The sequence below is a fragment of the Dokdonia sp. R86516 genome (assembly GCF_044596715.1).
In the GTDB taxonomy this organism is placed as follows: Bacteria; Bacteroidota; Bacteroidia; order Flavobacteriales; family Flavobacteriaceae; genus Dokdonia.
Map to the genome: position 1 here is coordinate 2798713 of NZ_CP138998.1, position 14613 is coordinate 2813325.

At 34.8% G+C, this 14613-nt stretch carries 11 protein-coding genes and 1 riboswitch; of the genes, 3 read left to right on the plus strand and 8 right to left on the minus strand.

The annotated features are described in order from the left end of the window. The 8 genes from thiH to SJY23_RS12555 all read right to left on the minus strand — a co-directional run bounded on the left by thiH (position 1) and on the right by SJY23_RS12555 (position 8106). A complete protein-coding gene (gene thiH, locus SJY23_RS12520; protein ID WP_396596603.1) occupies positions 1-1119 on the minus strand; it encodes a 2-iminoacetate synthase ThiH in 1119 nt (372 codons plus the stop codon). 11 nt (positions 1120-1130) lie between these two features. Further along, on the minus strand, positions 1131-1901 hold the full coding sequence (locus tag SJY23_RS12525; RefSeq protein ID WP_396596604.1) for a thiazole synthase: 771 nt from the start codon (positions 1899-1901) through the stop codon (positions 1131-1133). Positions 1902-1904: 3 nt separating this feature from the next. Further along, positions 1905-2546: a thiamine phosphate synthase gene (thiE, locus tag SJY23_RS12530; RefSeq protein WP_396596605.1), complete on the minus strand. Its 642-nt coding sequence runs from the start codon at positions 2544-2546 to the stop codon at positions 1905-1907. After that, a complete protein-coding gene (locus SJY23_RS12535; protein WP_396596606.1) occupies positions 2546-3319 on the minus strand; it encodes a hydroxymethylpyrimidine/phosphomethylpyrimidine kinase in 774 nt (257 codons plus the stop codon). Before SJY23_RS12535 ends, thiE begins: the two co-directional genes overlap by 1 nt. A gap of 164 nt (positions 3320-3483) precedes the next feature. After that, positions 3484-4068, minus strand: a complete 585-nt coding sequence (locus tag SJY23_RS12540; RefSeq protein WP_396596607.1) for a thiamine phosphate synthase — start codon at positions 4066-4068, stop codon at positions 3484-3486. Between the two features lie 108 nt (positions 4069-4176). Then, entirely contained in the window at positions 4177-6036 is a 1860-nt protein-coding gene (thiC, locus tag SJY23_RS12545; RefSeq protein ID WP_396596608.1) for a phosphomethylpyrimidine synthase ThiC, read from the minus strand. A 55-nt stretch (positions 6037-6091) separates the two neighbouring features. Further along, on the minus strand, positions 6092-6295 hold the full coding sequence (gene thiS / locus SJY23_RS12550; protein WP_144784070.1) for a sulfur carrier protein ThiS: 204 nt from the start codon (positions 6293-6295) through the stop codon (positions 6092-6094). 93 nt (positions 6296-6388) lie between these two features. After that, a riboswitch (TPP riboswitch) is annotated at positions 6389-6483 on the minus strand. A gap of 150 nt (positions 6484-6633) precedes the next feature. Continuing rightward, positions 6634-8106, minus strand: coding sequence for an ATP-binding protein (locus SJY23_RS12555; protein ID WP_396596609.1), 1473 nt, complete (start codon positions 8104-8106; stop codon positions 6634-6636). Between the two features lie 504 nt (positions 8107-8610). Between SJY23_RS12555 and SJY23_RS12560 the strand changes: the two genes are divergently transcribed. The 3 genes from SJY23_RS12560 to SJY23_RS12570 all read left to right on the plus strand — a co-directional run bounded on the left by SJY23_RS12560 (position 8611) and on the right by SJY23_RS12570 (position 14612). Beyond that, positions 8611-10713 (plus strand): response regulator, encoded by a 2103-nt coding sequence (locus SJY23_RS12560; protein ID WP_396596610.1) that lies wholly within the window; start codon positions 8611-8613, stop codon positions 10711-10713. A gap of 516 nt (positions 10714-11229) precedes the next feature. Then, on the plus strand, positions 11230-12447 hold the full coding sequence (locus SJY23_RS12565; protein WP_396596611.1) for a DNA cytosine methyltransferase: 1218 nt from the start codon (positions 11230-11232) through the stop codon (positions 12445-12447). Further along, a complete protein-coding gene (locus SJY23_RS12570; RefSeq protein WP_396596612.1) occupies positions 12447-14612 on the plus strand; it encodes an ATP-binding protein in 2166 nt (721 codons plus the stop codon). The genes SJY23_RS12565 and SJY23_RS12570 overlap by 1 nt, the downstream gene beginning before the upstream one ends. The last annotated feature ends 1 nt before the right edge of the window (position 14613 follow it).

The following is a 14613-nucleotide window of genomic DNA, read 5'->3' on the forward strand; positions in this document are numbered from 1 at the left end:
TTACACAGTTTTAAAATAACTTTTATCCCAATCCTTCCAAACCGCTTGGTATCCTTTAGATTCAATCATTTGTTTGATTTCATCAGTATCTCTTTCGTCTGAAATTTCAAATTGTTCTAATGATTGTGGATCCACGACGTAGCCTCCAGGGTTTGTCTTAGATTGTGCACTTATTGACGTAATCCCTAGACTTATTATGTTATTTCTAAAGCATTCACTTTCTCTTGTAGACATAGATAACTCCACATCTTCATCTAGCAAACGATAAGCACAAATAAGCTGCACCAGATCTGAGTCTGTCATTACAACCTTAGGTTGTACTTCTCCTTGATGCGGTCTTAATCTGGGGAAGGAGATAGAGTACTTTGTTTGCCAATAGGCTTTTTGTAAATATTTTAGGTGTAATGCTGTATAAAAACTATCTACGCGCCAATCTTCTAGACCAAATAAAGCACCAATACCTATCTTGTGAATGCCAGCTTTACCCAATCTATCAGGAGTATCTAAGCGATAGTCAAAGTTTGATTTTCTTCCTTTAGGGTGGTGTGTTTTGTACGTTGCCTTATGATAGGTCTCTTGATATACCAATACAGCATATAAACCAGCACTAACGAGTTGTTCATATTCCTCTTGATCCAGTGGCTGCACTTCGATACTTATATTTGAAAAATGTGCTCTGATGAGTTCAATTGCGTGCTTAAGATAAGAAACACCAACAGTCTTATTTGCTTCTCCGGTAACCAGTAATATGTGATCATATCCTTTAGATTTTAGAAATGCAACCTCTTTTAGGATCTCTTCATCATTGAGTGTTCTACGAGGAATTTTGTTAGTCATACTAAAACCGCAGTACGTACATATGTTTTGACACTCATTAGACAGATACATCGGAATATACATTTGGATAGTATTACCAAATCGCTTTTTAGTAAGCGCATGGCTACGCTGTGCCATTTCCTCAAGAAAGTCTTTGGCAGCAGGAGAAATGAGTGCTTTAAAATCTTCCAATTCTATTTTTTCCTTATCAAGAGCATGCCGCACATCTTGTGCTGTGTAGCTATAGATTTCATTCTCTACGGTATCCCAGTCATAGGTGTCAAAAGTGTTTTTAAAGGACATAGGCAGTTGTTTTAATTAAGAAAAGAAGTGAGCGGGCTGCTAGCTTCTGCATATGTTTTTACGGGAGCTAATTTTGCATTGTAAGCCATGCGACCAGCCTGTACTGCCATTTTAAATGCTTTTGCCATAGCTACAGGATTTTTAGACACTGCGATGGCTGTATTTACTAAAACAGCATCAGCTCCTAACTCCATGGCATAAGCCGCATGCGACGGACTACCAATTCCAGCATCTACTATTACTGGCACCTTACTTTGCTCAATGATAATTTCTAGAAAGTCTACCGTTTTTATTCCTTTATTAGTACCTATTGGAGCTCCTAGGGGCATTACACATTGTACGCCCACATCTTCCAGCCTTTTACATAACACGGGATCTGCGTGTATGTATGGCATCACTACAAAACCTAATTTTACTAGTTCTTCAGCGGCGTTGAGGGTTTCTATAGGATCTGGTAAAAGGTATTTGGGATCTGGGTGAATTTCTAGTTTAATCCAATTAGTCTCTAGTGCTTCACGTGCTAGCTGCGCTGCAAAAACGGCTTCTGTTGCAGTTCTTACTCCAGAGGTGTTAGGTAGTATATTCACATGAGGACGCATAATGCTTTGCAGCATAGTATCCTCTTCATTTGCAACATCTACACGCTTTAGAGCAACGGTTATTAGTTCGCTTTCAGAGGCTATCAAAGCCTCTGTCATCAATTGATTTGAACTAAATTTTCCCGTTCCAGTAAATAATCGTGAGCTGAATTCCTTATCAGCTATTCTTAAAATATCGTTCATATATTATTTAAATGTATGGCGTTGTTCTTCTATTAATGATGCTCCTAGGGATTGCTGGAAGGCTTCTATTTTTGTAAAGTCATTGGTAATTTCTCTAGATACAGCGATTCCATGAATACCTGTTTCTAGTAGATTTGTTACTTCGCTTAAAGTGATTCCTCCGATTGCGATAATGGGAGTTTTAGTTTTTAATTCATCTGTAATGAGACGATAACCGTTAAAACCTAAAATTGGGCTTAAATTCTTCTTGGTAGTTGTAAATCGTAAGGGACCAAGACCTATATAATCCACATCTTTGTCTATTAATGATTGACAGTCTTCTAGTGTATTTGCAGTACCACCTATAATTTGCCAAGAGTATAAATACGCTTTAGCGACAGTAGGGCAGGAGTCGGTTTTTCCTAAGTGCACACCATCTGCTTTTACCTCTTTTGCTACTTCATAATGATCATTAATGATGAGTTTTGTACGGTATTGTGCGGTTATTGCTCGCGCTTCTTTTGCTGTAATTAGTACCTGATCTAAAGAGACATTTTTTAAGCGAAGTTGCACCAGTGTTGCTCCATGCGTGCAAGCATTCTCTATGTTATCAAGATGCACTTCTGGCGTTTTGCCCTGAGAGATATAATGTAGTTTTGGTATCATTACGATTTAATTTTTATTGTTGGATAACTGTGTTGTCCCAGTAAGCTATCGGTTGAATTTAAAAAGGCCTCGGTATAATATTTTGCGTTTATTGAAGCCTCTTCTATGTTTTGCCTTAACAGTATATTACTTGCTAGCGCAGCCGAAAGCACACAACCGCTTCCATGTTTTTGTAACATCTTTTCTGCCTTAGGAGTAATATTTTTTACAACGGTTTTACTGTGGTAAAGCACGTCCCAACCTGTTTTATCCTTTCTATGTCCACCTTTTAAGTGAATATTTGTGAAGCTGCTTATGTGTTCTATCGTTTCTTCAATACTGAGGTCTGGATACAGTAGTTGGATCTCATCATAATTAGGAGTAATCACATAACATTGTGACCATATTTTATCCAAAATATCTTGATGCTCGAGGCTATGAAAATCAAAGCCAGCGCTCGCCTTTATGATGGGATCTACAATGATTTTCATCTCAGGATTAAGCATATGTAACCTCTCCAAAACAAGAGAGAGCACTTCCCAAGATTGAATAATACCAATCTTCACTACGGAGATTTCAAATCGTTCAAAAAGTGTTTCTATTTGCGAAATAATCACAGCTTTGTCTATCCACACACATTCTTTAAAATCGACATCATTTTGAACCGTGACTGCGGTACACACTGATAAACCGTATAGCCGGTGCACTTCAAATGTTTTAATATCTGAAGTGATTCCTGCGCCACTTGATGGGTCTAAGCCTGCAATGGTTAATATGTAATTGTTTGTTTTCAATACTATATTCTACTTTCTATTTGGGCGTTCCCTTTCAGGTCAGGCTTTCGCTACTCGCTTTTTATGAATGAAAAATTCATAAAAGAGCTCAGACATGCCACTCAATCCTTAACGCGAACTGTTTTATGCATGATTATATGTGCTTTCCTGATGTGTTAATATTCTCAAAAAACTGCTTCTATATTTTTAAAACTCTGCAACGGATTCACTGCTTTCCATATACTTCCTAAAACTGCAATTCCGTTATAGCCTAGTTGTTTGACTTGTGCTACATTTTCTGGGCAGATTCCGCCCAAGGCAATGATTGTTTTATTGCTATCAGTTACATTAAAGCCGCGCCCACTATAGCCTTCTTTTGAAATGGAATTAAATACAGGACTTAAAAAGTGATAATCAAATTCAAAATAGCAGTCTTCTAGAGCTTTCAAATCATGAAAAGAGGAGCTTATCGTTTTTCCAAACATATTTAAACCTTTAAAATACTTACCAGGATTATCTATGTGATCTATGCGATGTTGTTCCTTAAAATGGATTCCTTTTAAATTAAATTCGTTGATGACTTTATGGTAATCGTGCACTACAATCCTGTCATGAAATGCAGTATCTATCTGCTGTATGTAGGCACAATATTCCTCATAACTTTTATGTGGTTTTCTTACATGATAGCATGCTAATCCTTGTTTAAATAACTGGTTGAGTATTTCTACTTCATTAGGGATATCATATTCTGGTGATAGTACGATGATCATCTTTTTGAGTTAAGGATTGTAATGAAAATCCTTTTGCCTTTTTCTGGCAAAAGATTGTAGTGGAAAGCCTGCCCACGCTTTTGCAGCGTGGGAACTCCCACATCTTTTTTACAGATATACTTCGGAACCTTTGGCTTTAAATTCTTTAGACTTTTCTTCCATACCTTTTTGGATGACCTCGTTATCAACTATGTCATTTACAGCAGCAAAATCTCTTACTTCCTGAGAAATTTTCATGGAGCAAAATTTTGGTCCGCACATGGAGCAGAAGTGAGCCACTTTTGCTCCAGCAGCTGGTAAGGTTTCATCGTGATACTCACGAGCGCGCTCTGGATCGAGCCCAAGATTGAACTGGTCTTCCCAGCGAAATTCAAAACGCGCCATACTCAGCGCATTATCTCGATGTTGCGAACCTGGGTGACCTTTGGCCAGATCTGCAGCGTGAGCAGCTAGTTTGTAAGTAACCACACCAACGCGCACGTCTTCTTTATTGGGTAATCCAAGGTGTTCTTTAGGAGTAACGTAGCACAACATCGCACAACCGTACCAGCCTATCATGGCAGCACCAATTCCAGAGGTAATATGGTCATATCCAGGCGCAATATCTGTGGTAAGCGGCCCTAAAGTGTAAAATGGAGCCTCATCGCATACTTCAATCTGCTTCTCCATATTTTCCTTAATCATGTGCATCGGGACGTGACCAGGACCTTCTATAAAGCACTGTACATCATGCTTACGAGCGATTTTTGTGAGTTCGCCCAGCGTTTCTAGCTCAGCAAATTGTGCCTCATCATTTGCATCTGCTACAGAACCAGGGCGTAAACCGTCACCCAAAGAAAAGGCAACGTCATATTGCTTTAAAATCTCACAGATATCTTCAAAATGTGTGTACAAAAAGCTCTCTTTATGATGGGCAAGACACCACTTTGCCATGATAGATCCGCCGCGAGAGACGATACCCGTCACACGATTTGCGGTCATAGGCACATAACGTAATAACACACCAGCGTGTATGGTAAAATAATCTACGCCTTGCTCTGCTTGCTCAATCAACGTGTCTTTAAAAATCTCCCACGTAAGATCTTCGGCAACGCCATTTACTTTTTCTAATGCTTGGTAAATAGGAACCGTTCCCACGGGAACAGGGGAGTTGCGTATGATCCACTCGCGGGTTTCATGTATGTTTTCACCCGTAGATAAATCCATGATATTATCTGCGCCCCAGCGGCATGCCCACACGGCTTTTTCTACTTCTTCCTCAATGGACGAGGTAACTGCCGAGTTTCCAATATTTGCATTAATCTTCACCAAGAAATTACGTCCTAAAATCATAGGCTCTGCTTCTGGGTGGTTGATGTTTGAAGGGATTACGGCACGACCTCTTGCAACTTCTGAGCGTACAAATTCTGGCGTGATTTTATCAGGAATAGACGCGCCAAAATGTTCTCCTTTATGTTGCTTTCTAATCTCCGTCATCTCATCGATACGCTGATTTTCGCGAATAGCGATATACTCCATTTCTGGAGTGATGATTCCTTGTTTTGCATAATGCAGCTGCGTGACATTTTCACCTTTTTTTGCACGCATAGGTTTCTTTAAAAGCTTGAAACGCATATGGTCTAGACTCTTATCATTAAGACGCTCATTGCAATAGGTAGAGGAGTAGCTGTCTAATTGTTCTACATTATTGCGCTCTAGAATCCACGACTCACGGATGCGTTCTAAACCGCTGTGTATATCGATTTCTTTGCTTGGATCTGTGTATGGACCAGAAGTGTCATACACCGTTACTGGCTCGTTTGACGTTTTCCTTTTGGTCATTGAGTCCACAGTATCACTAAGCGTAATCTCACGCATAGCCACTTTAATCTGTGGGTAAATCTTACCGTTTACGTAGATTTTTTTTGAATTAGGAAATGGATTTCTGGTAATGCCGCCTTGCTTAGGCGCAGTGTCTCTATTTTTCATCTTTCTGGATTAATTAATGATGTTTTCTTACTCTTGAAGTACCTAGAAGTCGCTATTATCCACCTTGTGTGGCTTTGATAATAAGAACCGCATCACCATCATCAGGAACGGTGGAAACCCATTGTGATCTGGTAATAATGCGCTCATTAATAGCCACAGCAATCCCACTAACCGAAATGTCGAGTTGCGTGAGAATCTGGTCTAGTGTGACCTGTGCTGGAAATTGATACGAGGTTTGATTGACCTTTATGTTTATCATGTTTAATACAATTATGAAGCATAGTGCCTCGGTTATATAAACGATAAAGGAATGAGAAGGATAGAATTAAAAATAGAGGAAATATGCAGGAATGCACTACCTCTAACTTTTCCCTACGTTGGTATTAACCAAATCAGGTTCTAAGGATTTTTCTCAAACTAATTTAATAGCTACTCCTAAAGTTTAGACTTTAAAAGTAATAATTATTCTCAATTAGACGAGAGAAAATGTAAAAAAATTAAAATGTTATGTTTTGGTTGGTAGGTTTTTATGGGGATTGGAAACGTAATCTTTTTACTTATAAAATACCTAATAAACCCTTATAGATATAGCATAAATCAGCTATTACTCACCGGAAACCGCATTACAAAATGGGTGCCTTCATTGGGTGTACTTGTACAGAAGAGTTCGCCTCCATTCATTTCTACGAAGTCTTTTGTAATGAGTAGTCCAAATCCAGTCCCTTGTTCTCCCTTAGTGCCTAATGTTGTTTTTGGTATGCAATCTTTAACTAGATTTTTATGCCAGCTAGTTGTCATTCCCACACCAAAATCTTGTACGCCTATTTCAATACCCTCAGGCCCTTTTTTGCTTGATAATATGACATTTTGATTCTTTGTACTAAATTTTATGGCGTTTGAAATCAAATTACGTAATATCACTTTAAACATATTTTCATCAATAAATAGGGTAGGGGTTTCAATTTCGAATAATAGCTTTACATCCTTTTCTTTTGCTGGGCGTTGAAATTGCTTAGCCATAGTATTAAATATTTCTTCAATATCGCACTGCTTTTTATTGAGTTTAATTCCTTCTAGCTGATTATATGACCAGTCTAATAAGGCGCTTACCATGGCAATTCTCTCATCCAACTCATTTTTGAGACTTTGTGAGATTTCTTTTAGTTCATTGTCCTCTATTTGGTTTTCAAGTAGATTGACCAGTAAAGAAATATTATGCAGCGGTCCTCTAACGTCATGTGTAAGCAAAGAAAACAGCTTGTTTTTAAGAGAATTGACAGATTCAAGTTCGCGATTTTTACTCTCTACATCTTGCTTTGCAATTTGTAGATCTTTCGTCTGCTTATCTACTTCTAGAGCAAGCATTTTATTAGTTTCTACCTGCGTCCTCATGTTAGACTTTTCTATAAACTTAAACTTATAACTAACGAGAATAGAAAATAAAATAAGTTGGAGTGTAATAAGTAATGACGTAATGAATACGATAAACTCCCTATCAACATTATAGTTTTCCTTTAAAAACCATGCACTTATATAGATGACTGAAGAGAGCAGCATCGGGGAATACGCATACAAATAGTATTTATTAAAACGCTCTTCATTAAATAAGCGAATCCCAGAGAAAATATTCAAAAGTACAGATAGCAAAGCAGTAATGGCTGCAGACATTACGAGCGAACTATGTAACCAAGGAATATGGATAGTTAGAATATTGAGAACAAAAAGAATTGGAATTATAACTGTACTATATTTTAAAAAAGTATAACTACGTGATATTTTAGGATGATTGCCGCGATGAATATTTAAATAATTGGTTGTAAACAATAAAAATCCAAAGGTGGTAGTCATTGCAGAAATAAGTGATCCATTTTTTTGAATAACCTCAGGAAGAAATCCGTCTGGAAAAAGTGACCAACTCCAATGTAGTGTAAGTCCAAAAAGAATGATACAATAGTGACACAGAATTTTGTGCCTTAAAATTAAATAAGAAACAAAGTGATATACTCCGAAAACACCAAAGATGGCGGTAAATGAGGATACTATTAAAAAATTAATATCAAAACTATTCATATGGGGCGGTGGTTAGTTAAGAATATAATACAAGTACAATAATTAAGAATACTTGATTTTCATCTAGATTCTTAATTACGTTTCTAAGGCTCAAAACTTATATAAAATGTAATTACAATTAGGGGTTATAATAACTTAAATATGAAGTAGTTGTCTCTGTAATATAGTAAAAAAATCAATCCTTTGAAAATTGTCTACTTAAAATTTACAGTAAACAATTTTGAATTACAGAAAATTTAGTTGGTGAATTCTAAAAAATAAGCCGATTCTTTATAACGTATATTTCTCTTAACAATACAAAAACAGCTCACATATAATTACTGAATATTAGATTTAAGCATCTATAAATAAAGAAGTAACAATTATTTATTTTGTGTGCATTTTATCGTAATAATGTCTTTTCCAGTGACTTTTAAATTATTCTTTGCTATCTTACTACTGCCCCAAAAGTTATTTAAGTTGAAAAACAAGCTACTTTTAGTCCTATTTGTATACTGCTATTGCGTGCCTATTTTATCACAAAATAGCGCTAGTGGCGATATAGATAGCGTGGATATTTTAATTTCCTCTTCTAAGGAGGAAAACATAAACGGGAATTATAAGGATGGATTAAAATTTGCAACATCAGCCGTGCAATATGCAAATCAAGGTAAGGATAAAACCTTACAGGCAAAGGCTTATGTGAGTCTGGCAAATACCTATCAAGCTATAAAAGATTTCGCTTCCGCGAAAAAGTACTATAACCTCGCACTCGGTAAAAAAACAGATGATTACTTTGTAAACGTAGCTTCACTCAACGGTCTCGGTAATATATACTCAATGGATATAACCACGGCAGACGAGGCTGCTGCTTACTTTGAAAAGTCTATCGTATACACACTAGAGGCAGGCAAAAATGAGCATTCCTTTTATACCTATTACAATATATCGGGTATGTACCTAAATTTTAAAGATCCAGATAAAGCATATCCTTACATTCTAGAAGCCGATACGTTGTTGCCTCTCATTGAGAAAGAAGACCCAATCTACGGGCTTTTACAGCAGTTGAACTTTGCTATTTATCACAACCAAAAAGAAGATCATAGACTGGCGCTCAGCTTTATCAATAACGCACTAGAAATAGGAGAGGAGCATAGCCTCACCAGAGAACTCATAGATATTTATGATTTTAAAAGTGAGATACATCAAGAGCTAGGAGAATATGATGCGGCTCTGGAAAGCCTTAGAAAACATTTCTATTATAAAGACTTAGATTTTAATGAGGTAAAAAATCTCCAAATAGAGCAAGTTGAAGCAGATTTTAAAGTAAAGGAATTCCAACAAAAGGCTGAATCGTCTCAATTAAAATCTAACGCTATCTTTATAGGAGGTATTAGTGCGCTGCTATTTTTAAGTACCGCCTTTTTAATCTTTTATAATCACAAAAGGCGGTTGTCATTCTTAGCACTTGAAAAAAATAATAAAGCACTATTACAAGCAAAAAATGAAGCAGAACACGCCCACAAATTAAAATCTGAGCTACTAGTTAATATTAGTCACGACTTGAGAACACCCTTATACGGAGTGGTAGGTATTACGGAGATGCTTATAGAAAACCCTTCCATTATTAAGACAAATAAAGGTCTTTTAAATGCTTTAAAATTCTCTGGAGATCATTTAAAATCGGTGGTAAATAATATATTGAAGATTAATGAGGTAGAGTCTAACAACCTTACGATTAAGTGTACAAAGGTTCATTTACGTAACCTCTTAGAGAATATTACCACCTCCATACATTATCTAGCAAACGAGCAAAAAACGGAACTAAAACTAGCAATTGCAGATGAGATTTCTAGCTACTACATCTTAGATGAAACTAATCTCACAGAGGTTCTTTTAAAACTCATTGATAATGCGCTTAAAAACACAAAGAATGGTACTGTAACGCTCAGTGTAAATTTAGCTGAAAGAGAAAAAGGTAAGGATCACATCGCTTTTAAAGTCTCAGACACAGGAACAGGCATTTCTAAAGAAAATCTAGCAGTCATTTTTGATAGTTTTAAACAAGCTAATACAGAAGAAAACACCTCATACGGCATTGGTCTTGGACTGCCTATCGTTAAGTCCTTGATGAAAGTTATGAGGAGTAAATTATCTGTCACAAGTGAAGTAGGAGTAGGATCGCAATTCTCGTTTATCCTAGCATGCGAAGTTGCAAATGAGATTGATGAGCAACCGGTGATTTCTGAATCTAAGAGTCTAGAAATACTAGTGGTTGAGGACAATAAAATCAATCAACTAGTAACTCAAAAACTAATAAGCACACTAGGTCACAACTGTACCGTTGCTGTAAATGGAGAAGAAGCTATAAAAGAATATCGCAACACCCATTTTGATCTCATCTTAATGGATCTCAATATGCCCGTGATGAACGGATTTGAAGCCTCAGAAGTTATCTCTTCAGAAAATAAGGATATACCCATCATAGCCTTAACAGCTCTAGAAATAAGCGAGGTAAAAGAACGATGCCACAATGTGGGCATACGTGATATTATCAATAAGCCTATAAACAAAGAAGCGCTTGAGGCTATCATAGAGGAGAATGTACACTGTACAGATACTATCTAGACTTAAAAAAATGCACAACCTCCCGCATAGAGTTCATACTTCCTCTTTGTTAAGCAATCAACATCTATTCTAAGGTAAATAAAAACTGTACGTGAGCAGTGATATGCCTTGGACTTTTATGTGGGTAGTTAAGCGCTTTTGTGGTGGGGACATTACGGAAATAAATTGGACGGTGATTGTCGGCATGAAAGATTCTTTACGTAGATGAACAAAGGATTAGCGATGTCGTTTTATCTGTAACTATTTCAAATAGTGCTGAAAAGGGTGCTATCCTCCCTTTTTCTAGATATATCAATTTGGACTAAAATGTTCTGCGTTAGGTCACTTGAATTTTGGTAAAAAGCCAAAGTTTAATACTTTATTCCCTTTATTTTTTTCTCGACAAATGTTTCTCTACAATATTCATGGAAAACTCTTTTTACGAAACGAAGATAGGAGAGTAGTGGAGTGGATAAGTGTGTTAATAATTCTAAATGAAGTTATTGTAACATTTTTTATTATTACTATATTCACGATATGAATTTTATCGATTTATTTTCTGGTGCAGGTGGACTTTCTGAAGGCTTTATTAAAGCTGGGTTTAATCCTATTGCACATGTTGAGATTGATTCTCATGCCTGTAATACATTAGAAACTAGACTAGTTTATCACAAGCTAAACCAAGAAAATAACCTAGGGCATTACTATGATTATTTAAATAAAAAAATCTCACGTGAAAATTTTATATCAAAATTTGGAGATAATTTTTTATCAGATTCAGTTTTAAACATTGGAATTGGAGGAAAGAATAATGATATTATCTTTAATAAGATTGATGAATTGGCTGGAAATAATGAAATTGATTTAGTTATTGGTGGTCCACCTTGTCAAGCTTATTCTTTAGTTGGTAGAGCAAGAGATAAAAGAGGAATGAAAGATGATCCTAGAAATTTCCTATATAAAGAATATGCTAAATTTTTAAAAAATTATAGACCAAAAGCATTTGTTTTTGAAAATGTTTTAGGGCTTGTTTCTGCTGAAAAAGGTTTGTATTTTAAAAATATGCAAAAATATTTCCGTTCAATCGGTTATAATTTAGACTATAAAATTCAACATTCAGAAGATTTTGGAGTACTCCAAAAAAGAAGAAGAGTAATATTAATTGGTTGGAGGAAAGATATAGATTTTGAGTATCCAATTTTTGATAAAATTGAGCATAGCTTTAAGGTTAGAGATATTCTAACCGATTTAAAAAAACTAAAGCCAGGAGAACAAAAAAATATTACTAAATATAAAACAGACACTACTGATTATTTGAATCAATTTGGATTACGAAATGGAGTTGAATTTGTTTCTCAACATATTGCTAGACCGCATAATGATAGAGATTTAGAGATTTATAAAATTGCTATCAAAAAATGGAAAAATAATGAGAGATTGAAATATCCAGATTTGCCTGCTGAATTAAAAACACATAAAAACGAGAAATCTTTTTTAGATAGATTTAAAGTAGTTGATGCAAATGGTTTATCACATACAATGGTTGCTCATATAGCTAAAGATGGTCATCATTATATTTATCCTGATGCAAAACAAGTTCGTTCTTTATCTGTAAGAGAAGCTGCTAGAATTCAATCCTTTTCTGATAATTTCTTTTTTGAAGGAGGAAGAAGTGCAGCTTTTAGACAAATTGGGAATGCAGTACCTCCATTAATGGCAAAAGAAATTGCTGATAAAATTATTAAATTATTATAATGTGTAAAAACGATAACTTATATAATATACGACCAGCAGCAAGACTAATTACTACAATTGGAGAAGACTTAATTGGTGATTCTTATGCAGCAATTATAGAGCTTGTTAAAAATTCATTTGATGCGGATGCAAATGATGTTAACATAACTTTTGAATATGAGGATGAAAAATTACTAATTGAAATATTAGATGATGGTCATGGCATGTCCAGGGAGACTATTTTGACAAAATGGCTTGTGCCTGCAACTGACAATAAATTAAAAGAAAAATCTAGTCCGAAAGGAAGAAATTTTCAAGGGAGAAAAGGAATAGGTAGATATGCAGCTGCTATTTTAGGACAAAAACTTAATTTAAATTCAATTGATGAATTAGGTGAAGAAACGAGTGTTGAGATAAATTGGGATGTTTTTGAAGAAAAGGAGTTCTTGGAGGAAGTTTTAATTGAAGTCGATACAGAGATTACTAAAAAAAGATCAGGCACTAAATTAGTAATTGAAGCTAAAGGTGAAAAACTTAATGAATGGGGAAGACAAGAATTATTAAAACTAACAAGAGAGTTAAGAAAATTAAAATCACCAATATTAAAAGATAATATTGAGGATGAAATTTTTAATATTAATCTTGCTTTTATCAATTGTCCTTTTGAAGAATATAATAATCAAATTTTTGAGATTGAGGCACTACCAATAAGCAATTTTTTTGATTATCGAATTAGTGGAGTAGTTGATGATGTTGGAAATTTAGAGGCTACATATGAAAATAATTATGATGAAAATTCGGTACATGATAACATTTCCTTTAATTTAAAATTACAAGATGAATTAAATTATTGTGGTCCGATAAAGTTTGATTTTCGTGTATTTGATAGAGATCCTGAAGCTATTTCAAACCTAATTGATAAAGGATTGATTGACCCAATCACAAAATTAGCAATAGGCAAAAGGGAAGCAAGACTAATGCTAGATGAGGCTTATGGTGTCAATTTATATAGAGAAAGTTTTAGAATCAGGCCATATGGTAACGGAGGGATTGATTGGCTTGATTTAGATAAAAGAAGAATTCAAAATCCGTCATTTAGAATTAGTAATAACCAAGTTATTGGATTTATAGAAATTACGCCTGAAGAAATTTCGGGCTTAAGAGAAAAAAGTGCTAGAGATGGTTTGAAAGAAGATTCAAATTATTTTGGATTAGTCGAAATTCTACAAACAGTAATCAGTGAACTTGAATCGAGAAGGTTTAATTATAGAAAGAAAACAGGAAAAGGAAGGAAAGTTGATACTACAAAAAAAGAACTTGAAGAACTATTTGATTTTGAAAGTCTTTCTAAAGATGTTAGTAAAAAGTTAGACTCTTTAAAGGCTGATGACAATACAATTAATGAAATAAAGTCTTTAATAAAAAAAGAAGCTGAAAAAAAATCATTACTTCTAAACAATATTCAAAAGACTATTGCAATATATCAAGGGCAAGCAACATTAGGAAAAGTTGTTACAGTATTATTGCATGAAGGAAGGAAACCTGTAAGTTATTTTAAACAACAATCTCCAAATTTATCTAGATGGCTGAAACATTATAAATCCAAAGGCGATTGGAATGATGATATATACGATGATATTTTAGATAGATTAGAAAACTATAAAGAACAAAGTGCTTTTCTTTCAGATTTGTTTAAAAGATTAGATCCACTGGCAAAACAAAACAAAGGTGATAAAAAAGATTTTTCAATTTTAAAAGCTATAAGTAAAGCAGCAGCAATATTTAAATCAACCTTTGAAGAAAGTTTTATTGAATTTAATTTAAATGGAGAAGAAACTCTTTTACTTAAGGGATGGGAAGAAGATATGATTATCATATTTACTAATTTGATAGAGAATAGTATTTATTGGTTAAATGAATTACAAAATAAAAATAACAAGAAAATTTCAATTTTTATTGAAGAAACTAAAAAGGATATTATAGTCCATTATAAGGATAATGGATCAGGTATAAATAAAGATGATATCGAAAGTGCAGCAATATTTAATCCAGGTTTTTCTAAAAAAGTAAATGGAACAGGATTAGGTTTACCAATAGCTGGAGAATCTGCAGAAAGGCTTAATGGGAAAATTTTGGTCCATGATATAGATGTAGGAGCATATTTCACATTAGAAATTAAAAAGTAGT

Bases quoted from the DNA above. Each gene is read 5' to 3' on its own strand.
- thiH (WP_396596603.1), bottom strand. From the start codon at position 1,119: ATGTCCTTTAAAAACACTTTTGACACCTATGACTGGGATACCGTAGAG.
- SJY23_RS12525 (WP_396596604.1), bottom strand. From the start codon at position 1,901: ATGAACGATATTTTAAGAATAGCTGATAAGGAATTCAGCTCACGATTA.
- thiE (WP_396596605.1), bottom strand. From the start codon at position 2,546: ATGATACCAAAACTACATTATATCTCTCAGGGCAAAACGCCAGAAGTG.
- SJY23_RS12540 (WP_396596607.1), bottom strand. From the start codon at position 4,068: ATGATCATCGTACTATCACCAGAATATGATATCCCTAATGAAGTAGAA.
- thiC (WP_396596608.1), bottom strand. From the start codon at position 6,036: ATGAAAAATAGAGACACTGCGCCTAAGCAAGGCGGCATTACCAGAAAT.
- thiS (WP_144784070.1), bottom strand. From the start codon at position 6,295: ATGATAAACATAAAGGTCAATCAAACCTCGTATCAATTTCCAGCACAG.
- SJY23_RS12555 (WP_396596609.1), bottom strand. From the start codon at position 8,106: ATGAATAGTTTTGATATTAATTTTTTAATAGTATCCTCATTTACCGCC.
- SJY23_RS12565 (WP_396596611.1), top strand. From the start codon at position 11,230: ATGAATTTTATCGATTTATTTTCTGGTGCAGGTGGACTTTCTGAAGGC.
- SJY23_RS12570 (WP_396596612.1), top strand. From the start codon at position 12,447: ATGTGTAAAAACGATAACTTATATAATATACGACCAGCAGCAAGACTA.